Origin of the sequence: Campylobacter sp. 19-13652, from assembly GCF_019702925.1 — a bacterium.
GTDB lineage: Bacteria > Campylobacterota > Campylobacteria > Campylobacterales > Campylobacteraceae > Campylobacter_A.
Map to the genome: position 1 here is coordinate 671,824 of NZ_AP024713.1, position 20,624 is coordinate 692,447.

Below are 20,624 nucleotides of genomic sequence, written 5' to 3' on the forward strand. Positions count from 1 at the left end.
TATCCTCTGTTTTCTCGCTTTAAATGTCCCAAAGACTGGAGTGAATTTAAATTTTACCAACTCACAGGCATAGCTTATAAAGCCTAAATCACTCCTGTATCGGCACAAAACTAGCATTTTCTAGCCTATACAGCCTTGTATTATAAAGCACCTTATTAGACACTATTTGCTCTTTAAAATCCGCCTCATCAACCACATCTACATATTTTTGACTAAGCCGCTCAAAGCCTAGTGCACAGCTATAGTTCACCCAGTTATACCAGCCTCCAGCCCCCAAAAGCTCTGCAGCTAGGTTTAGCTTTTTGTCCATTTCGTCTATCGAACTAGCCACTATCATTTCACCTCTAGCAAGCGGAGATATGAGACTAAAGACCTGGGGATTATAGCCTATTTGCGTACTTAGTAGCATTTTTGGTTTGATTTCAAATTTTGGTAGATAATTTATTGCAAACGCTGCTTTTATTAGCGGTAAATTTAAGAATATATTAGCGTTATTTAGGGCGTTCGCTCTATCTTGCAGCACCTTTGTGCTTGTCTCGTCGCTATTTATTTTTATGCGGTTCATGACTTTAACGCCTGCTTCATTTATAAGCCCGTCAAGCTTTTGCGCCAAGGCACTATTATCGCTAAAAATCGCAGATTTTGACTGTGCTTTTTGCGTTAGCGCAAAAATCTGCTCTTTATAATCTATTCCACCAAAGATTATTCTGCCGTCTGATGGTGCTTGCATAGCAGCCAGTGTCGGGACATAGGCTATCTCGCCCTCTTTAAGCTCAGTAGCCAAAAGTCCTAGCCCAGCCTCTTTAACAGGTGCTATAAATATATTTGCTCCAAGTTCTCTTGCTTTTTTTAGGGCGATTTTTATCTCGCTTTCGTTTTGACACTGGATAAAATGTGCGCTTAGGGCTGCTTCATGGCTTACAATGTAGGCTTGTAGGGAGGATTTTATTGCTTTTGCGTAAGATTTTAACGTCTTTGGCAAAAGTACGGCTATTTGGGCTTTTTTGTTTAAATTTAATCCCCATTTTATAGCGTTATAGCTTCGCAAAAGCTCTCTGTCTGCTGAGCTTTTGGGGTTATATTTGGCCATAAAGCTTGCAAATTCTCGATTTTTTATTAGGTTTTTTAAGCACGCCTCATCGCATTGATTTATGTCTAGGTCTATCCATATCTCATAAGCTGGCGGTATAGGCGAGGGAAGTTCACTTCTTGCTATTAGTGTGTTAAAAGCTAGTAAAATACATAAAAAAACTCTCATAAGTAGCTCCTAATTTTTATCAAATCGGCTATAAACTCGCCCTCTTTGCTGGGATTTTTTATCACGTATTCATCGCTAAAGCAAGCCACAGCCTTTGTGTTTGCGATATTTTGCACTATCCCTCTAGCTCGACTTAGCTCCTCTGTAAAAATATACCCACACGCCTCATCTCCCAATACGATAGCAGCCTTTATGTCGCGTAATGACAATTCGTTGTAAAAATATGGCAGGCAAAGGTTTATTGAGTGCTTGTTTATCTTGTCTTTTGCTGGGCATTTAATCACTGAGATAAAATCGATCTCATCTTTGGCTATATTTAGGTTTTTGCTTGCAATATTTGTTAAAAATTCCCTATTTTTTACCTCTAAAATACTAACAAAAACTAGCTTTGGGGTTGTTAAATTTATCCCAGCGCTTGCATTTTGCTTATTTTTTTGGCGTAGGTGCGATAGTTCGCAAAGCTGACATCTGTCTATTTGTGCGTAAAGTTCGTTTAATGATGTGTATTCTATTTTGGTTTTTGTTTTGGCTGGTTCGTAAAATTTAAAACCAAACGCCTTTAAGTAAAATAGCGAGCGTAGAGTCTGGCTCATACGCTCTTTAATTTATCTAGGCTCTCGCCCTCTAGCCTGTAAACTCTCCACTCTTTTGACTGGTTGTTTGCGTTTAGACTTTCGTAGAATTTAATACTAGGCTCATTCCAGTGTAGACATGCCCACTCAAGCCTGCCAAGACCGTCTTTAGCGCATTTATTAGCAAGTTCTTTAAAAAATGCCTTACCTATGCCTTTGGCTCTAAACTCGGGCTTTACATATAAATCCTCCAAATATATCCCAGCCTTTCCAAGCCATGTAGAAAATGAGTAAAAATATATCGCATAGCCAACTAGCGCACCATTAATCTCAGCGACTAGGATGTTTGCCCTTTTTTGCTTAAATATGGTATCTAAAAACTCGCCCTCGTCAAATACGACCGCATCTGGCTCCTTTTCATACTCTGCAAGCTCTCTTATCATGGCAAACACAGCTGGCATATCCTGCTTATTTGCGCCTCTTATGTTAAAGTTTTTCATACCATAAATAGCGATACAAATCTCTTTTTAGGAATAGGAGAAAACTGTGTCATATACTCAAACGCCTCTTCATAATCTCCATCAGTATATCCAGCTACTTGCTCTATTAGCTCATATAATTCCTCATCGTCCATAGAATCAAAACTGCCTCTGTTTTCAAGTACCTCAAGCAGCACAGCGTCAAGTTCTAACTCGTCATAAGTCATCTAAACTTCCTTTTGTGGTCTAAAGTAAAAAATTGCGAAAATATACCAAAAAAACCTTATATTAATCTTTTATTTAGTCTTTTGTAAAATTTAAAGCCTAAAATAGCACCATAAATATCCTGTTTTAAGCGAGCATTAAGCCAAAACAAATTAAAGTTTTTATTTTTAAATTTAAGGATAAAAATGCAGATAAATAGTGACATTTTAACCAGCATTGCTCCATTTTTAAGTACTATTTCTCATACAAAAGGCAGGCTTAGAGTGCGTGTAAGCCCAAAAATCAAGCAGCTTGAGCTTCCAGTAAGCGGTATAGAGGATAGGGTGAAAAATATAGACGGCATAAAAAATGTTAAATTTAATAAGCTAATTGGTTCTGTTACTATAGAGTATGACGAAAATTTATTGCCTGCTAAGTTTTGGGATAGCCTTATAGCTGGAGAAAATAGTGAATATGTTGCAGAAATTATAGCTAGGGTGGGTGCTTTATGATAGATGTTAAAAAAGAGCCTTTTAAAGATAGCGTGGCTAATGCTTTAAATATGGCTTATGCTAGTGAGCTTGGCGGGGTAATGCTTTATTCTCAGCTTGCCTTAAAAGGCTATGAGGCTGAGGAGTTTGCTAGTATTAGGGATGTTAGATTAAGGGCGTGCGAGCTGCTAAAAGAGGCGGCAAATTCTTATAATTTAAGCTTAAAAGATGAGGCTGGTGTGCCCGTATTTGCGCCTGATATTTTTGATGAAGCGCTTATTGTGGCGATTAATTATGAAATTTCAATCGCTGCATTTTATGATAGCTTATGTGAACAGTGCGATGATGAGGCGCTAAGAGATCTATTTTTTAGGCTTTGGGCTACTTCACAAAATGAATTTATTCCTGCTTTAAAGCTTAGACTTTATCACGCTTTAGCCGCTGAGCAAAAAGATAGCTTTCATTTAGCTCATGGGTCAAAAAATGAGCTTGCTAGATTTTTAAACGGGGATTTTAAAAGCTATCAAGATGACATAAACTCGCTAAATCAAAAGCTAAGTCGTATAGTAAATGGCGAGGCTAGAGAGGGCGAGATAAAAGAGCTTTTAAATCATAAGCAGTTTGCCTTTTTTAGCGGTGCAGCCCTTGGGGCTATGGGCTTGGCTGCTTTTATAAAAAATACAAATAAAGATGAGAAAAATGATGAATAATCTTAATAAAAAGGGGTTTAAAATGGCACTACCGTTTTTAGTTGGCGCTGCTGCTGGCGCACTTGCAGTGATTGCTTTTAATAAAAAAGATGAGCTATTAAAAGAGGCAAAAACTGGCATAAAAAAGGGAAAAGAGGCTGCTATTAAGGCATATAAAAATGGTAAAAGCGAGGTTAATGCCATAGTATCTAGTGGTGAAAAAGAGGTAAAAAAGCTAGCCAAAAAGCCAACAGCGAGAAAATCTCCAGTAAAAAAAGCCACCAAAGCAGAGTAGGGTGATATAGATGCTAAAAAATTTAAAACAAAATCAAATGCCCTTAGTCTCGACTTCTCGCTTGCCGCTTGATAATTTTATAAGTGGGGCTTTGCTAGGCGGAATGAGTAGCGTAGCACTGGGATATGCCAGGGTGCAAAAAGGCGAGGCTAATACCAAAGACGTGGTAAAAGAGGCTGCAAAGCTAGCTGTGGGCGGTGGCGTGGTAACTGCTGCTGCCATTGGTGCATCAAATGCTATTGTAAGGAGAGATTTTGCAAGCGCTTTGCTTTGGGCAGCTGGTGGTGCTGCTAGCTTGATATTGATTGAAAAATTTATAAATAAGGAAAAACAGTGAAAAATCCATACATAAACGAAAATATGCAGAATAAAGCGCCTCAGAGTACTTTGGATAAAAGCATAAATGAAGCCGCTAGCAATATGCCTTTTGTGCCTGAAAATTTTAATACAGCTGGGTTTTTAAAAGGGCTTGCAGTAGGCGCAATAGGTGCATATTTGCTTACAAATGAAAAGGCTCAACAAACTCTTTTTCGCGCTATTATAAAAGGTGGCGCACTTTTAAATGCTGGCTTTGAAGAGTTAAAAGAACGGTTTGAAGATGCCAAAGCAGAAATCGCAGCCGAAGAGGAATAGTATCCGCATAGTCCACAGCTTACCAGGGCGTGCGAGACTTATTGTAGATGGGCTTTGTAAATATAGTGATGAGGCACGCATAGAGACTAGTGTAAGTGAGTGCGCTGGGGTAAAATTTGCCAGAGTAAACCGCTATGCAAAAAGCATAATAGTAGAATATAGTGGGAGCCTTGATGATATAATCTCTCATGTAAGTAGCATAGCCCTGCCTACAAAACAAGGCTCCACGCCTGATAAAAGCGGTATCTACAAGGCTGCTGTAGCTATGGGCATATCGCCACTTTTAAGCTCTGATTTAGCTAAAACAGCTCTAGGGCTTTACGCAGCAAGCGCAAATTTAAAAGAGGGCTTTGAGGAGCTAAAAAGCGAGGGTATTACCTCAAAGGTACTTGAATCAATGGCTGTTGGCGTGAGCCTAGCCAGAAAGGACTATCTGGCTGCAAACTCGACAAATTTAATGCTAAATTTAGGCGAATATATGGAAGAATCTGCCGTACATAAAAGTGATGATCTTATAAAAGAACTAGCTAAGCCAAGTATTGAGGATGTCTGGGTCGAGGAGATAAAAGATGGTAAAAAAACCCTAAGTAAAATTAAGACTAAAGACGTAAAAGAGGGTGATATAGTCGTAGTTGGAGCTGGCGAGAGTATAGGAGTAGATGGCTACATAGTAGAAGGAAGTGCTAGCGTAAATCAAGTCTCTATGACTGGCGAAGCTGAGCCAGTGGCTAAAATGCGTGGAGATAGGGTTATAAGTGGCACGGTCGTAGAAGAGGGGCGTATAAAGATATGGGCTGAAAATGTCGGTTCTGACACCGCAACTGCTAGGATAAAAGAGTATATTCAAGCCTCCTTAAATGAAAAATCATCAGTAGGGCTAAAAGCAAGCAGGCTGGCTGATAAGCTAGTGCCTGTTACGCTTTCGTTAGCTGGGCTTTCATACTTGCTAAAGCGCGACATGCAAAGCGTGGCTAGCGTGCTTCAGGCTGATTATTCGTGCGCTTTAAAGCTTGCGACTCCAGTGGCTTTTAAATCAAGTATATCAAAAGCTGGTAGGGGTGGCATACTGGTAAAAGGCGCAAAGGCGCTAGAGGCGCTAGCTGCTGTGGACACCTTTGTCTTTGATAAAACCGGTACACTCACTCATGGTAAATTATCTGTGGTAAAAGTCCACTCTTTTAAGGAAGGACTAAGTGAAAACGAGCTTTTAAATTTAACCGCTTCGGCTGAGGAGCACTATTTTCACCCAGTGGCCGAGGCTATAGTAGACGCAGCGCACAAGATAGGCTTTAAGCACATACATCATGACGAGGTGGAATTTATCGTCGCGCACGGCGTAAAAACCCAAATGCACGGCAAAGAGGTAATCATTGGTAGTAGACACTTCTTAGAGGATGATGAGGGCATTAGCTTTGCTGGGCATGAGGCGATTATATCAAGCTCGCTTGAGGCTGGATATACCCTATTATACATAGGCTACGGCGGCGATCTAGCTGGCATGATAGCTATGAGAGACACTATGCGCCAAAATGCAAAGCAGACCCTAGAGCGTCTTAGAGCTTTAGGGGTAAAAGAGCTTGTAATGCTAACTGGCGATATACGCCAAAAAGCAGAGCAGGTCGCTAAGGAGTTAGGCATAGATAAGGTATATGCAGAGTGTTTGCCTACGGATAAGGCAAAGGTCATAGATGAGCTTAGAAATAGTGGACGCAATGTAGCCTTTATAGGCGACGGTATAAACGACGCGCCTTCGCTGAGTAAGGCAAATGTGGGTATTAGTATGCACAAGGGCGCAGATATAGCAAAGGCTACGGCTGATGTGAGCCTTTTAAAAGATGACATAGCAAGCGTGGCGGATATAAAGGAGCTATCCATTAAAACCATGGCGCTTATTAATGCAAATTTCAAAGCTACTGTGGGTATAAACTCTGCTATCTTAGGTGCCGCTACGCTCGGTTTTTTAAACCCTATAGCCACAGCTGTGCTTCATAATGGCACGACTATTTGGCTGCTTTTAAATTCAATAAAAGGTGTAAAATTTGGCAAATAAAATGCAAAAAGAGTTAAATCAAAGCGAAAAATCGGTATCGCATACCAGTGCTAGTACGCAAAAGCCTCGTTCTAAAAAAAGTATAATAAACGGCGATTTGCTCGATATTGATGCGCACAGGAGATTTGCTAAGGCTGGAATGAGCGTGTCCTTGGGTGCGCTTGTGCTTACTGCCTTTGGTATGAAAAATAAAACCGTAAAAAAAATCCACATCGTAGCTGGTGTGGCTATGGTTGGATTTAGCCTTTATCATGCTGGACTTTATGATAATGGCGTCATTAAGAAAATGATAAATAATGCCGCTAAAAAGCGTCGCATAAAGATAAAAGCTGGTAAGGGCTATGAGTGATTTTTTGGCTTGACTTCGTTTTAAAGCCAGCTCGTCTCGTGAACGCTTTTTACGGAGTTTTGCCATTTTAAATACTCACGTGCTATATGTATGCTCCGTTTTAAAATGGCTTACAATCCTAAAAATCATCTCACTATACTTCGCATATAGCCAGTCAATACAGAGCAAGAATTGAAAGCAAAGTGAAGCAAAATATCGCTTGATACCTGCGTAGAAAAGTCTTGCGCCCCCCCCCATGTAATGAGTAGATTATTCATAGCTCACGTCGCAAAGCGACAAGTTCGCCCACTCGCTTACGGCACGGACAACAAGTAGTTGTCGTCCTAGGCTTCGCCTGCCGACGCTGCGAAGTAGCGGCGGTCATACCCAAGGGTACTGCCACAGGAGCGTATGCAAGCCACGAAGTGGCTTAGCACAGCAACTGCTTGCTATGCGTGCATAAAGCGAAAACAAGCGAAGCGAAGTGAAACTGGACGTCGGCGAGTATATCGCAGAGCGATGCGAGCCGCATAGACAGTGGGGTTTTAGGGTACTGGACTGAAAGAAGGGCGACTTCGTAATTCAAGCTCCTTTTCCCCTGGCGTAAAAATAAAAGCCGTAACATTAAGCAGACTTAGCCTTTGATGTAAAAAATGAAAGCTAGGGTACAAAAATAAATTTAAACTTAAGTAAAGCTAAAGTTATACGGTTTAGGAATTTAGCACTGATAAATTTAATCATAGCTATACAGTGTTTTTGCGGATGTCGGGCGGGTTGCATTACAAGCATAACGAAGTTAAAAGCAATGCGAGTAAAAGGCGTTAATAAAAATAAGTACGGTGATTTCGCAATAAAAAAACTACTTTTTGGTGCAAAAATAAATTTAAATTCTAAAGTTTCTGCGGTTTTGTCCCCTTTTTAACAGTAAAAAACAAAGTTTAAATTTATCTCGTATATAGCCAGTTTTTAACGAGTGGTTCGCAAGCAGTGGACGCAGTATGAAAAATGGGCGGCTTCGTCAAACAAGCTAAGCGATGTTTCTGTGGAAACAATTATCGTGAGTGGGCAAAATAAGCTGTGCATTGCTTTTAAAATGGATTAAAAAGTCTTTGTGGTTTGAAAATTTATAAAATACATATCCGCACAAAAGACTAAGATTAAATTCTAAGGTGCGGATATTTGTTATAGCAGATAGTGATGTTGGAGCTTATTCGTTTAAAAGTGTTTTTTAAAAAAGATAAAGGCTTACTTTGTGATTTTAAAGCTAGCAAGCCATTTTAATTAGCCATCGTAAGCAGTAGATTAAAGATATAGGGATTTACGCCCTTCTAAAAAGGCGTAAATTTATTCCAAAAAGCTCACATATGGCTAGCTTGGTGCCGATTTTTACAGAGCAATATTAGCAACATAAAAAACCACTAGCGCAAATTAGCGGCATTAGGCTCATAATGCAGCTTAAAATTTGTAATTAAAGTAGCATTATTAATTTAGCCCAGCATGCTCTTAAGTATGTTTATGGCCGCTGCTAGTGAGCCTCCGCACACGGCTGGTACTGCGTCGCTTTGAGCGTTGCTGGGGGTGTCAAAGACAGGGTTAAAGCCTAGTAGCTCTTTACACTGATTTGTTTTTTGACTTTGGATAAATTTTTCATCAAACTCGCGAGTCTTTTGTAGTCTTAAGTCGCGATTTTCATCATGACTTAAGTTCGGATTAAAAAACGCAAGTCCCAAAATCATATAAGCTGCCGAAACTGAGCCACAGACATCGCCTTTATTCATGCCGGCACCAAAATTTAATCCCATGGCAACCATGGCGTCTTTGCTTATTTTGTCGCTAAATCGTGGCGCAAAGTGTGCTAGCAGTGTCTGCGCGCAGTTTAATCCTAGTTCGTTTTTTAGGCTAAAAGCCTCCGCTGGCGTCATTTTTTCTCCTTTGCTTTTGGGCGAAATGCTCTCATTTTGCTCTCGTTAGTCTGTATGTATGCTCCGCCTATTAAGTCTATGCAATACGGAACTGCTGGAAATACAGGCTCTAAGCACTCTTTTATGGCCTTTGGGCTGCCTGGGAGGTTTATGATTAGGCTTTTGCCTCTTATGCCAGCACTTTGGCGCGATAGTATGGCTGTGGGGACGGATTTTAGGCTCACGCTTCGCATTAGCTCGCCAAAGCCTGGTAGCATTTTCTCACATACTGCTTCTGTGGCTTCTGGGGTTACATCACGAGGTGCTGGACCAGTGCCTCCTGTTGTTAGGATTAGGTCACATTTTTCATCATCGGCTAGCCTAATTAGGGTGCGGTGTATGAGGTCATAATCATCTGGTATTACCTCATAAACGTACTCATGCTCGCCTAAAAGCCACTCGTTTAAGCACTCTTTTACCCCAAGCCCTGAGGCATCCTCATACACCCCAGCACTTGCTCTATCACTTAGGGTTAGTATTGCGATTTTTGCCACTTTTTATCCTTTAAATTTGTAATAATTCTCTTATTTTTCCTTGTGTTATACTCTCATTTTGGCTTAGATGCTCTGCTACTTTACGCACTGAGTCATCTCCTGATTTAAGAAGCTCAGCTATCTCTTTTTGAGCTAGGTTTAAAAGCTCTATTTCGCTGCTTGCCATGGCGTACTCATTTACCATTTTACTAGCCAGTACTGAGGCTTGACGTAGATCGTATCTTGCGTTTGAGTAGCTCTCATCTAGCGCTATTTGCACCCATTCATTACCAGCGCAAAGCACCTTTAGCCTTGAAAGAAGCTCGCTTTTTGAATAAATTTCAGCGTCAACTTCACTAAATCTATCTTCTATAAGCGATATGCGCTCAAACTCCACACCCAGCCAGTACGCCGCATATGCCTTTGCTCCTTGATACTGTGCGAGGACGGCTTGTTCTGCTTTTGTGTAACTTAGTACGCGTTTTTTGCCATCAAGTACCTTTCTAGCTACTGCGTTAAAGTCGCTAAGCTCAATAAGAGCCTTGCCATTTCTTAGTGCGCAAAGTCCAGCCTCATTTACCAAAGTAGCCAGCGCAGCCCCACTAAATCCCACAGTAAGCTTTGCTATGTCGTTTATATTTTGTATGTTGTGAGGCTTGTCTTTTAGGTAGCTTTTAATGATTTCAGCTCGCTCGTTTAGGCTAGGCATGGATAGGTATATGCGCCTATCAAAGCGTCCAGAGCGCAGTAGTGCTCCATCTATCATCTCTATGCGGTTTGTGGCGGCTATGACGATTACTCCGTTGCTATCCTCAAAGCCGTCCATCTCGGTTAGTAGCTGATTTAGTGTCGCCTCTCGCTCCTCGTTTGCTCCGCTTGTGCCTCTAGCTCTGCCTATAGCGTCTATTTCATCTATAAATACTATCGACGGTGCGCTTGCTCTAGCCTTGGCAAAAAGCTGCCTCACGCGTTTTGCTCCAACGCCGACATACATCTCCACAAAGCTACTGCCATTTTGGTAAAAAAATGGCGTATTTGCCTCTCCAGCGACCGCTTTTGCGACCATGGTTTTGCCCACACCAGGAGGCCCGATTAAAAGTACGCCCTTTGGCATGCTTACGCCAAAACGTTTAAATTTATTAGGGTGTCGTAAAAACTCCACTATCTCCTCAAGCTCGCTTTTAACATCGTCAATGCCTGCTACATCGCTAAAGCGTACTTTTGAGTGTGTTATTTCTGTAAAATTTGCGCCTTCGCTCTCTTTTTGGTTTGATATTAATAGGCTTTGAGTGCGCTTTTGCTGGCGTAAGAGCGAGATAATAAAAATCACAAAAAACACAGCTATGGCATAAAAGGCAATATCCTCTGCCATATTATCAGCGCTACTGCTTTCGTAATTTATGGCAAGCTTTGCGATGACTGTATCAACCACGCTTTGTGTTGCTGGCATAGAGTATGTCTCGTTGCCGTTTTTTATGAGCAGTACTCCATCTTGCAAGCTTGCGCTTAAGCCTTCTGGTTGAGCTAGTAGGGTTTGTAGCTCTGGTAGGCTGATTGAGCGCGCGCTGGTGTAGTTTCTAGTAGCGACAACGGTTAAAAGCGCAATTAAAAGCACAAGGGCAAAAATGGCTATTTTTGATTTTTTAAAGATTTGCATAGTTTGCATCCTCTTTTATCTCATATTTGTTTAAGCTTACCCACTCTTTTGATATGTCGCGATTTGAGTGAATGATTATTTTATTGTAAAACTGATCAAGCCCACTATAAATTCCACTTTCTTGTTCGCTTTCAACTAGCACATTTAGGGTTTGCTTTTTGTGGGCTAGTCTAAATTTATGGTTATTTTGTGTGACTATCTGCTTTATCTGGGCTAGCCTAGCCTTTGCCACGTCGCCCTTTACGTCGTTTTTTAGCGTGGCTGAGTGAGTACCTTCTCTGGGCGAGTAGACAAAGGCATGCAAATGAGTAAGGGGGAAGGCTTTAAAATTTTCTAAAGCCTCAGCCCATATCTGCTCGCTTTCACCAGGGTGTCCCACGATAAAATCCGTCCCAAGCGCAAAGCCACGCTGCGCAAGATATTCAAAAAGCTCTCTATCTTTTAGCGCAGTATTTCGCCGTCTCATTATGCTTAGCATTTTAGGGCTTGTGTGCTGAAGTGCGATATGCAGGTGTCTCTCCAGCCATGGCTCGCTTAAAAGCTCTTTAAATTCATCATCAATTTGTACTGGCTCAATCGAGCCAAGTCTTATGCGCTTTATGCCAGCGATGCTTCCAAGGCGCTTTAAAAGCTTTGCTAGGCTACTGCCCTCCTTACGTCCGTAGCTGCCAATATTTGTGCCAGTAAGCACTAGCTCATTATAGCCATTTTGCGCTAGGGTTTTGGCTTCGTTTATGATTGATTCCTCGTTCATACTACGTGCTGCGCCACGGACGCTTGGGATTATGCAGTAGCTGCATGCAAAATCGCAGCCCTCTTGAATTTTAATAAATGCTTTTGTATGGTTTTCGTAATTTGTTACGATATTTTTATCCACACTGTTTAAATTCCCTAGCTCAAAGAATTTAGCCTTGCTTGATAAAAGCTCGTTTATCCTGGATTTTTCACTAGCTCCTAGCACGCCGTCTATCTTGCCAGCTTCAAATAGCCCTCGCCCCTTGCTAACTGCCCCACAGCCTGTTAAAACCACCTGCGCACCACGCTTTTTTACGCTATTTATGTAGGCTCTCGTGCCGCTATCAGCACTGTTTGTTACGGTGCAGGAGTTTATTATAACTATGTCGGCTAGGTTTTCATCATTTACTATCTCGTAGTCTTTTACGTAGCTTTTAATGAGTTCGGTATCATAGATGTTTGTGCGGCAGCCAAAGGTTTTAAAATAAATTTTTTTCATACACTAGTCTCCTTTTGGCTTGCTGGACCATTGACTTTCTTTTTTTCCAGATAGAGATTTTGCGCTGGGTAGGAGATACTTATGTCAGATTCAGCTTTAAAAGCATCAATTATCTCCGTTCCTATCGTGCTTCTTAGCTTTAGTGTGGCATAAGAATCAGTCATGTACCAGACTGAAATTTTAATTCCATAAGGTTCGACAAAGGTAAAGACACGTGGTTCTATGAGTGGATTTCGCAGGCTGTATTGATCTCTTAGTTTATTCATCTGTCTGCGTGCGCTTTCTGTTATGCCTTTTGAGTTTCTTGCGGCTATGGTATGTGCTAGGTGGGCTGCTTTTTTGTAATTGCTCTCAAAGCTTATAAGCACGTCTATGCCGTCCCAGACCGTCTTTAGCCCCGAGTGAGTGTAGTTGCAAATTAGCTCTGTGAAAATATAGTTATTTGGCACAAATACTATGCGTCCGCTTCGTCTGTTTGTGGTGTATGTAGTTAGTGTGATGTCCTCAAAAATAGTCATCCTTAAAAGCGAAATATCTATAATGTCTCCGACAAACTCATGCCCTGCGTGGCTTACTTTTACCCTATCTCCCACGTGAAATGTCCCGCCAAATACCACGACCGCCCAGCCAAGCATTGACATAAACATATCCTTCATCGCAATGGCAATACCAGCCGAGGCAAAGCCAAGCACTGTAACAAGGTAGCTTACATTTTCAATGTAGGCAAAGAGCAAAATCAAAATAATGAGCGAAAAGTTTATGAAGTTTATAAATTTATTAAAAGTATAAATTCTCTCCTTGTCTTTCATCGTTCGCTTTGCGATGATTTTGCATAAAAACGAAATCAGAATGCTCGCTATTATAAAAACGGCGATATTTGCCATGCTAAAAAGCTGGCTTTTTATGTCGTTTGTGGTGGTGGCGACTAGCTCCTCGACCTTTTTATCATATACGCTATGAGTTATCGTTACTATGTCGTTTGCGGCGTTAAATTCACTTATCTCGCTTTTTGTAACACTTAGCGCGACCTTTAGTTCGTCTATTTTATCGCTGTCAAATTCATCCTGATGTTTTAGTAGACTTGATAGTATGTCTTGCTTTTTTTCTAAAGTTAGTATAAGGTTAGCAAGATCGTTTATGTGTCTTTCAAATTCCTCCCTATCAAGGCGGAGTTTTTTTATATAGCTAAATCCTGAAATTAGAGCGATGGGATTTGTTATGCGAGGTGGGGCGTCTATCTCTGGGGCTTGTAAAATGCTAGAAAACGGCGTCTCCTCGTACTCTTTAAGCATTGAAATTTGCTCTTTTAGAGTTGCTATTTTTTTAATTAGCTCGCTATTTTTGTTATCTTTTGCCGATTTTAGGCTGTATTCGCTACTTGCTAAGTCCTCTTTTAAATTTTGATATGTGTTGTAGTTTAGATACCTTGTAATCCACACATTACCCCTAAGTCCCCTGTCTATAGTCTCAAGCTCTTTAATCAAGCTTGATACATCAAAGCTTTTGGCTATGCTCTGAGCCTGGCTGGGTTGTGCGGTATTTTGAGGCTCTTTTCCGTCTGGTGTAGCCGAAAAAAGCGTACCTAAAAATATAAAAAATGCTAAAAAAGCTCCTCTCATTTAAACTCTCCAAGCACGCTTAAGACAAGCTCCTCGCTAATGTCGCTTCTAATAACCGCATCTCCTATGCCGTGCGGTAGGATAAATTTAATATTTCTACCTTCGCTTTTTTTATCCATAAAAAACTCATCATAAAAGCTAAGGACGTCTTTTACGCTATACGAGACTGGTAGATTGTGGCGCTTTAGCAGGGCTTTTATGCGCTCTTTTTCACTTTGGCTAATTAACCCAAGTCTAAAAGCAAGCTCATTTGCCATTACCATTCCCACAGCGACCGCTTCGCCATGAAGTAGCGTGCCATATCCGCTTTCTCGCTCTATGACATGCGCAAATGTGTGTCCGTAATTTAGTACGGCTCTTATTCCGCTTTCTCGCTCATCGGCTGCTACGACGCGAGCCTTTATCTGCACGCATTTTGCGACTAGATGAGCTAAGTTTTCTTTAAGTCTTAAATCAGCGCTCTCGCACCACGCAAAAAACTCCTCATCAAAGCAGACCGCCATTTTTATCGCTTCGGCTATGCCAGCGGCCATTTCTCGCTTAGGCAGGGTGCTTAGCCACTGACTATCGCAATATACCCTGTTTGGCTGATAAAACGAGCCTATTAAATTTTTGCCAAATTTGGAGTTTATTCCTGTTTTCCCGCCTACGCTTGCGTCAACCTGTGCTAGTAGTGTGGTGGGAACTGAGATAAATTTAATCCCACGCTTGTAAATGCTAGCCGCAAAGCCAGTCATATCCGTTATCACGCCCCCACCAAAGGCTAGCAGGGTGCTTGATCTATCTAGGCGGCTTACAAAAAGCTGTTCTAGTATCGTCTCAAGCGTGTTTAAATTTTTATACTCCTCACCATCTGGGACGCTTATTATGTAAATCTCATCGGCGCTTAGCCTTTTAAGCAGGGTTTGTAGATGAAGTCCAGCGACCTTTGCGTTTGTGATTATGGCACATTTGCCGTTAATTTTTATATTTTCGTTTTCATCTATAAAGACTTCGTAGTTTATCTCATTTTGCTTTAAATTTAGTGGTATTTTCATCATTTTGCCTTATTCAAATTTATCAGATGATGGTATAAAAAGTTGTGCGTTTTTACTAAGTAGTCTGTAAAGTCTATTAAATTTAGTGCTAAAAACCGCCCAAAAATCGCTATTTACTATCGCCTCATCAAAGATTACAAACTGCATAAAATCGCTCCTTTTTTGAAGCATTAAAAGGGGATTTTCCTCGCTAAATACGCTCACTTTTACGCTTTTTTCAAAAAGGCGGCTAAGTCCGTCAAAATAATCAATAAGCTCGTTTGTGTTTGATTGAGTGTTGTAGCAAAAAAGCTCAGTTCTTAGCCCAAGCTGACTGCATACGTCCATAATTACAGCCGAGTGGTCTTGCAGCTCGTCCTCATCGCCTCCTAGTATGACGCCAGAGTTTACTTGCTGCAGGCTTACATCGCCTATTTTTAACACAGGTAGCCCAAGCGAGTAAAGCTCTTTTTTAAATTTAAAGAAAAACCTACTATCGCTTATGACTAGCCCAATGTCTAGATTTGCTGTATCACCTAAAATATCCATAACTCCGATATTTTCATACTCTATCATCACGCTTACCCCAGCCTCGTCAAGCACCCTAAGTGCCTCATAAGCTGAATTTAATGTAGGGTTTAAAACCTTGAAAAATAGCTTTTTATTAGCGATTTTGTAGTGCATAAAAAGTGCACTATCAATAAGTCTTAAAATATCTGCCTCATTTTGTATGCTCATATCAATCAAGCAGTAGATATTTGTTCCAAATGGATTTGGAAACTGCGCTTGATCTCGTTTTATAGCGCGAAAGACATTCTCAAGGACATTTGGATCTCCTACTGTGATTAGGCTATCGCCTGGGCGGATCTTTTCAGCGGAGTTTGGTAAGACTATATCGCCCTCTCTAATAACTAAGGCTATGCGCCATTTTCGCTGCTGGATACTGCCTATATTTCTATACGCATATGGGCTGTGAGCTGGTACTCTAACTTCCATTATCTCGCCCTCTCCAAGCCCTATATTATCGGCAAATAGCGGCATTTCAGGCAGGCTATCGACTAGCTTTGTAGCCATGGTGTTTTTGCCGTCTATTACATCAAGCCTTTTGTCGTTTTCTAATACGTCTTTATACTCCGTTAAAGACCACATAGAAAGCATCACGACCTCGACTTCTTTATTGACTTCTCGTATGTTTTCATAGCAGGCGTAGGTGTCGCGCTTTGAGCTTGTTACAATAATGGCTTGTGCATATGATTGTGAGGAGGTGTTAAATTTAAACTTAGAAAGGCTTGTCGGATCAAACTCAAGTAGCTTAAATCTTTGCTTATTTAGTTCCATTTTTGTTATGCGCTCATCGTTTGATATTACGGTGTAGTAGTATGCGCCTAGCTTTGAGCCTGCAAGACGGTTTATAAAGTGCTTAGCCAAGACGCCTTCTGCTAGAATTAAGATATTTTTCATCACCCCTCCAAAAATAGGTGCATTATACCAAAGCAAAGCTTTAAATCGCTATAATCACGCCTAAAAAAGGAGCAAAAATGGCAAAAGCAAAGTCTATTTTTGAGTGTGAGGCTTGCGGACATCAGCAAGCTAAATGGACTGGTAAATGCCCGCAATGCGGGGCGTGGGACAGTCTAAAAGAGCTTAGTAAAACTGAGATTGAGACGATAAAACAAATAAAAAAAGCAAGCAGCCAAACTCAAGTTGCAAAGAGTATAAAAGAGGTTGAGGTAGAGCGTATAGTCCGATATAGCACTGGTGATAGCGAGCTTGATTTGGTGCTCGGTGGTGGAGTAGTGGAGGGTAGCCTCGTGCTAATAGGCGGTAGCCCTGGGATTGGTAAGAGTACGCTTTTATTAAAAATCGCTTCAAATTTAGCCACGCCAGAGCGTAAAGCTCTGTATGTCAGTGGCGAGGAGAGCGCAAGCCAGATAAAAATGCGAGCCGATAGGCTAGGCGCTGTTAAAAGCGAGCTTTTTTTGCTTACGGAGATAAATTTAGAAAGCATTATCGCTGAGATTAGAAATGGAGGGTATAAAACGGTCGTTATTGATTCCATTCAGACGCTTTATAGCGAGAAAAGCCAAAGCGCACCAGGGTCTATTTCGCAGGTTAGAGAGATTACCTTTGAGCTTATGCGCTTAGCAAAGGACAGTGGCATAAGCATATTTATAATCGGGCATATCACAAAAGAAGGCTCCATAGCAGGTCCTAGGGTACTTGAGCATATGGTCGATGTGGTGCTTTATTTTGAAGGCGATGCTGGGCGCGAGCTAAGGATGCTAAGAGGCTTTAAAAACCGCTTTGGCTCAACCAGCGAGGTTGGAATTTTTGAGATGAGCCCACAAGGATTAATAAGTGCTACTGAAATATCTAGTAAATTCTTTACTCGTGGAGAGGCAATAAGTGGCTCAGCTATTACAATCATAATGGAAGGCTCAAGAGCATTAAGTGTAGAAGTACAAGCCCTAGTATGTGAAAGCAGCTACCCAAAGCGAAGTGCAACAGGCTATGAAAGAAATAGATTAGACATGCTCTTAGCCTTACTTGAGAGAAAGCTAGAGCTTGCCTTAGGACATTATGATGTATTTATAAATATCTCAGGTGGTGTTAGAGTAGGAGAGACTGCAGCTGATTTAGCTGTCATTGCAGCTATTGTCTCAAGCTTTAAAAATAGACCCATAAGCAAAGAGAGTGTATTTATAGGAGAGCTAAGCCTAAATGGAGAGATAAGAGATGTCTTTAACCTAGAGCAACGCCTAAAAGAGGCTAGTACTCAAAAATTTAAAAATGCAATAATTCCTTCAAAACCTGCAAATTTAAATGGCATAAAAAGCTACATAGTAAAAGACATAAGGCAGGTTTTAGAATGGATGTAAGAATAAATTTAATTGGGATAAAATGATAGCTATTCATGCTAGAGGTAATGAAAGTATAGGCATAGGTAATCTTTCACGCTGCTTTGAGCTTTTTAAATTCTTGCAAAAAAGTGGGGAGGATGTGGTTTGTGTGTTTGAATGCACTAAGGAGCTTTTTGGTAGGTATGTGGAAAATGGAGTTATTAGAAGTGATGGGCTAGAGGCGTCTTTGCATGCTTTAAGCAAGCTTAAAATAGACGTGTATATCTGCGATTTAGTGGATGCCACAAAGAGCCTAAGCGACGCCCTAAGAGCCATGGGGGTGCCTAAGATAGCGCATTTTAATGGGCTTGAAGGTGGCTTTGAGGTGGATGCGCTTTTTATCACAGATGGCTTTAGCTACCCTGCGCCAAGTGGGGGTTTTAGGGTATTTCGTGGGTTTAATTATTACATAGTGCCTGAAAATTTATTATCAAAACGGCTTAAAAATCCAAAAAACTTAAACGAGATAAAAAACATTTTAATAAGCTTTGGGGGTGCTGATCCAGCCTTTTACACGGAGCATTTTGTAAGGTGTATAAATCCTGATGATGGACGCGAGTACAAGGTAGTGCTAGGGCCTGCTATGAGCGCGGCTAGAAAGGAGGCTATGCTATCGGTAAAAAAGCCGAATTTAAGCTTTGTTGATAGTCCGCTGGGGCTTAGTGAGCTTATTTTAAATAGCGATTTGTTGCTTACTCTAGGGGGGATGAGTACGTATGAGGCGATGTGCCTAGGAGTGCCTGCGGCTGCGGTTGGCTGGAGCTATCTGGCGTGGATTGTAAAGAGCTTTGGCGAGCTTGGAATGATAAGTGATTTGGGTGAGATTAGTGGGGCTTATGAGCGGCTTTTGGGGCTTAATGTACAAAGCGTAAATGAAATTTGTAAAAACGCTCATAAAATAATTGATGGCAGTGCGCTAGAAAATATTAAAAAAGCGTTAGATGAGATTAGGATGGGGAAGTGAGCATTGATTTAAAGGTGTGCAATGAGAATGATTTTAGGATAAACTCATATATCCTAAGCGTGGGCGAGGCGTCTATTGTCATAGACCCAAATAATTATGACAAAATAAAGCAAGCCCTTGGCAAAAATAGGCTTGATTATATTATTTTAACCCATGAGCATTTTGATCATATAATGGCGGTAAATGCCCTAAAAAACGACTACGGCGCACAGGTCATAGCTCAGAAAAAAGCTAGCGTAAATATCACCTTGCCTTTAAAGAATTTATCACGCTTTGGTGGATATTTGCTAGGGCTTATGAACGCACAATCAGACGCAGTGGTAAATGAGATAAGCCTAGATAGGGCTGATGTGGAATTTGATGATGGCTATGATTTAAAATGGCAAGGGCTTAATATTAGGCTTTTTCATACGCCAGGGCATAGCGAGGGTAGCAGCTGTATTATTGTAAATGACTGGCTCTTTTGTGGAGATAGCCTTTTTAGCCATACGGATACTTCATTTATTGGTGGTGCTAGGGCTAGGAGGGTGTATGAGCAAAAAAGTGTGCCGTTTTTTAGCTCGCTGGATAAAAATATGCGAGTTTTTGCAGGGCATTATGATAGCTTTTTGCTTAAGGACGCTTTTATTTTTAAAAATTAGGCTTTGGCTTACAGCTGGGCTTTAAAAACCGCTTTGGCTCAACCAGCGAGGTTGGAATTTTTGAGATGAGCCCACAAGGATTAATAAGTGCTACTGAAATATCTAGTAAATTCTTTACTCGTGGAGAGGCAATAAGTGGCTCAGCTATTACAATCATAATGGAAGGCTCAAGAGCATTAAGTGTAGAAGTACAAGCCCTAGTATGTGAAAGCAGCTACCCAAAGCGAAGTGCAACAGGCTATGAAAGAAATAGATTAGACATGCTCTTAGCCTTACTTGAGAGAAAGCTAGAGCTTGCCTTAGGACATTATGATGTATTTATAAATATCTCAGGTGGTGTTAGAGTAGGAGAGACTGCAGCTGATTTAGCTGTCATTGCAGCTATTGTCTCAAGCTTTAAAAATAGACCCATAAGCAAAGAGAGTGTATTTATAGGAGAGCTAAGCCTAAATGGAGAGATAAGAGATGTCTTTAACCTAGAGCAACGCCTAAAAGAGGCTAGTACTCAAAAATTTAAAAATGCAATAATTCCTTCAAAACCTGCAAATTTAAATGGCATAAAAAGCTACATAGTAAAAGACATAAGGCAGGTTTTAGAATGGATGTAAGAATAAATTTAATTGGGATAAAATGATAGCTATTCATGCTAGAGGTAATGAAAGTATAGGCATAGGTAATCTTTCACGCTGCTTTGAGCTTTTTAAATTTATGTCCTAGGCTTACTTTTTTCTGCTTGAAAGTCCCATGTTTTCATACTCCTCTATTAGGTTAGAATAGGCTGGATTTAGCTTTTTTGCCTCACTGTTTAGATAAGTTACCAGCTTTGCGTCTGAGTTTTTATGGCTTGCAATAAGCAGTATAAAGCTTAGATAAAGCTCTGCTTCTTTGCTTACTGGATTGCTAAACTGTGGCCACTTAAGCTGACAAAAAACATATACTAAATTCGCTAGATCGTTTCTACTTTTTGAGCTATCGCTTGCAAATTTAAGTAGCTCTTTTATATCTGGCGTTTTGCTCTCATTTTCTGAGATTTTAGGCTCATTTTTTGTCTCTTTTGAAGCTACTTTTTCTGTGTTAGAGGCTAGCTTTAGAGCTAAAAATATAAGCAGTACAACAAGCCCTAAAAGTATAATTAGGGCTATGATTAATGCTATTTTCAC

At 40.7% G+C, this 20,624-nt stretch carries 22 protein-coding genes and 1 pseudogene; 11 read left to right on the top strand and 12 right to left on the bottom strand.

Going from position 1 to position 20,624, the window contains the following annotated elements; all coding sequences use genetic code 11:
• Positions 1-88 precede the first annotated feature (88 nt).
• Genes LBC_RS03250 through LBC_RS03265 form a run of 4 tightly spaced genes read right to left on the bottom strand, consistent with a single transcriptional unit; the run spans position 89 to position 2,536 of the window.
• Positions 89-1,258, bottom strand: a complete 1,170-nt coding sequence (locus LBC_RS03250; RefSeq protein ID WP_221254672.1) for a hypothetical protein — start codon at positions 1,256-1,258, stop codon at positions 89-91.
• Positions 1,255-1,851, bottom strand: a complete 597-nt coding sequence (locus LBC_RS03255; RefSeq protein ID WP_221254673.1) for a hypothetical protein — start codon at positions 1,849-1,851, stop codon at positions 1,255-1,257. Before LBC_RS03255 ends, LBC_RS03250 begins: the two co-directional genes overlap by 4 nt.
• Positions 1,848-2,330 carry a GNAT family N-acetyltransferase gene (locus tag LBC_RS03260; protein ID WP_221254674.1) on the bottom strand — a complete coding sequence of 161 codons (483 nt, stop codon included), beginning with the start codon at positions 2,328-2,330 and terminating at the stop codon, positions 1,848-1,850. The genes LBC_RS03255 and LBC_RS03260 overlap by 4 nt, the downstream gene beginning before the upstream one ends.
• Positions 2,327-2,536 (bottom strand): hypothetical protein, encoded by a 210-nt coding sequence (locus LBC_RS03265; protein WP_221254675.1) that lies wholly within the window; start codon positions 2,534-2,536, stop codon positions 2,327-2,329. Before LBC_RS03265 ends, LBC_RS03260 begins: the two co-directional genes overlap by 4 nt.
• A 183-nt stretch (positions 2,537-2,719) precedes the next feature.
• Here LBC_RS03265 and LBC_RS03270 point away from each other — a divergent pair, with 183 nt between their 5' ends.
• Genes LBC_RS03270 through LBC_RS03300 form a run of 7 tightly spaced genes read left to right on the top strand, consistent with a single transcriptional unit; the run spans position 2,720 to position 7,020 of the window.
• Positions 2,720-3,025 (top strand): HMA2 domain-containing protein, encoded by a 306-nt coding sequence (locus LBC_RS03270; protein WP_221254676.1) that lies wholly within the window; start codon positions 2,720-2,722, stop codon positions 3,023-3,025.
• Positions 3,022-3,714 carry a hypothetical protein gene (locus LBC_RS03275; RefSeq protein ID WP_221254677.1) on the top strand — a complete coding sequence of 231 codons (693 nt, stop codon included), beginning with the start codon at positions 3,022-3,024 and terminating at the stop codon, positions 3,712-3,714. Before LBC_RS03270 ends, LBC_RS03275 begins: the two co-directional genes overlap by 4 nt.
• Positions 3,704-3,988 carry a hypothetical protein gene (locus tag LBC_RS03280; RefSeq protein ID WP_260173434.1) on the top strand — a complete coding sequence of 95 codons (285 nt, stop codon included), beginning with the start codon at positions 3,704-3,706 and terminating at the stop codon, positions 3,986-3,988. The genes LBC_RS03275 and LBC_RS03280 overlap by 11 nt, the downstream gene beginning before the upstream one ends.
• A 10-nt stretch (positions 3,989-3,998) precedes the next feature.
• The gene (locus LBC_RS03285; RefSeq protein WP_221254678.1) at positions 3,999-4,325 is read left to right on the top strand and encodes a Cys/Met metabolism pyridoxal-phosphate-dependent enzyme; all 327 of its coding nucleotides are present in this window, start codon (positions 3,999-4,001) and stop codon (positions 4,323-4,325) included.
• Positions 4,322-4,621: a YtxH domain-containing protein gene (locus tag LBC_RS03290; RefSeq protein WP_221254679.1), complete on the top strand. Its 300-nt coding sequence runs from the start codon at positions 4,322-4,324 to the stop codon at positions 4,619-4,621. Before LBC_RS03285 ends, LBC_RS03290 begins: the two co-directional genes overlap by 4 nt.
• A complete protein-coding gene (locus LBC_RS03295; RefSeq protein WP_221254680.1) occupies positions 4,587-6,671 on the top strand; it encodes a heavy metal translocating P-type ATPase in 2,085 nt (694 codons plus the stop codon). The genes LBC_RS03290 and LBC_RS03295 overlap by 35 nt, the downstream gene beginning before the upstream one ends.
• The gene (locus tag LBC_RS03300; protein ID WP_260173435.1) at positions 6,661-7,020 is read left to right on the top strand and encodes a helicase; all 360 of its coding nucleotides are present in this window, start codon (positions 6,661-6,663) and stop codon (positions 7,018-7,020) included. The genes LBC_RS03295 and LBC_RS03300 overlap by 11 nt, the downstream gene beginning before the upstream one ends.
• Positions 7,021-8,486: 1,466 nt before the next feature.
• Here the strand turns inward: LBC_RS03300 and LBC_RS03305 are convergent.
• The 7 genes from LBC_RS03305 to LBC_RS03335 are packed head-to-tail and all read right to left on the bottom strand — an operon-like array spanning position 8,487 to position 16,420.
• Positions 8,487-8,921: a C-GCAxxG-C-C family protein gene (locus LBC_RS03305; RefSeq protein WP_221254681.1), complete on the bottom strand. Its 435-nt coding sequence runs from the start codon at positions 8,919-8,921 to the stop codon at positions 8,487-8,489.
• The gene (mog, locus tag LBC_RS03310; RefSeq protein WP_221254682.1) at positions 8,918-9,454 is read right to left on the bottom strand and encodes a molybdopterin adenylyltransferase; all 537 of its coding nucleotides are present in this window, start codon (positions 9,452-9,454) and stop codon (positions 8,918-8,920) included. The genes LBC_RS03305 and mog overlap by 4 nt, the downstream gene beginning before the upstream one ends.
• A gap of 10 nt (positions 9,455-9,464) precedes the next feature.
• Complete coding sequence (locus tag LBC_RS03315) at positions 9,465-11,090, bottom strand: AAA family ATPase (protein WP_260173436.1); 1,626 nt, start codon at positions 11,088-11,090, stop codon at positions 9,465-9,467.
• Positions 11,077-12,324: a tRNA (N(6)-L-threonylcarbamoyladenosine(37)-C(2))-methylthiotransferase MtaB gene (gene mtaB / locus LBC_RS03320; protein WP_221254684.1), complete on the bottom strand. Its 1,248-nt coding sequence runs from the start codon at positions 12,322-12,324 to the stop codon at positions 11,077-11,079. The genes LBC_RS03315 and mtaB overlap by 14 nt, the downstream gene beginning before the upstream one ends.
• Positions 12,321-13,943: a mechanosensitive ion channel family protein gene (locus LBC_RS03325; protein ID WP_221254685.1), complete on the bottom strand. Its 1,623-nt coding sequence runs from the start codon at positions 13,941-13,943 to the stop codon at positions 12,321-12,323. The genes mtaB and LBC_RS03325 overlap by 4 nt, the downstream gene beginning before the upstream one ends.
• Positions 13,940-14,980 (bottom strand): 3-dehydroquinate synthase, encoded by a 1,041-nt coding sequence (gene aroB, locus LBC_RS03330; RefSeq protein ID WP_221254686.1) that lies wholly within the window; start codon positions 14,978-14,980, stop codon positions 13,940-13,942. The genes LBC_RS03325 and aroB overlap by 4 nt, the downstream gene beginning before the upstream one ends.
• 9 nt (positions 14,981-14,989) lie before the next feature.
• Entirely contained in the window at positions 14,990-16,420 is a 1,431-nt protein-coding gene (locus LBC_RS03335) for a COG3400 family protein (protein WP_221254687.1), read from the bottom strand.
• 77 nt (positions 16,421-16,497) lie between these two features.
• On the opposite strand from LBC_RS03335, the gene radA reads away from it, so the two are divergent.
• The 4 genes and pseudogenes from radA to LBC_RS03355 all read left to right on the top strand — a co-directional run.
• A complete protein-coding gene (radA, locus tag LBC_RS03340) occupies positions 16,498-17,838 on the top strand; it encodes a DNA repair protein RadA (RefSeq protein WP_221254688.1) in 1,341 nt (446 codons plus the stop codon).
• Between the two features lie 22 nt (positions 17,839-17,860).
• Positions 17,861-18,823, top strand: a complete 963-nt coding sequence (locus LBC_RS03345) for a hypothetical protein (protein WP_221254689.1) — start codon at positions 17,861-17,863, stop codon at positions 18,821-18,823.
• Entirely contained in the window at positions 18,820-19,464 is a 645-nt protein-coding gene (locus LBC_RS03350; RefSeq protein ID WP_221254690.1) for an MBL fold metallo-hydrolase, read from the top strand. Before LBC_RS03345 ends, LBC_RS03350 begins: the two co-directional genes overlap by 4 nt.
• A 17-nt stretch (positions 19,465-19,481) precedes the next feature.
• Positions 19,482-20,072 (top strand): annotated as a pseudogene (locus tag LBC_RS03355) (magnesium chelatase domain-containing protein); the annotation flags it as partial.
• Between the two features lie 111 nt (positions 20,073-20,183).
• On the opposite strand, the gene LBC_RS03360 reads toward LBC_RS03355, so the two are convergent.
• Positions 20,184-20,624: a fatty-acid--CoA ligase gene (locus LBC_RS03360; RefSeq protein ID WP_221254691.1), complete on the bottom strand. Its 441-nt coding sequence runs from the start codon at positions 20,622-20,624 to the stop codon at positions 20,184-20,186.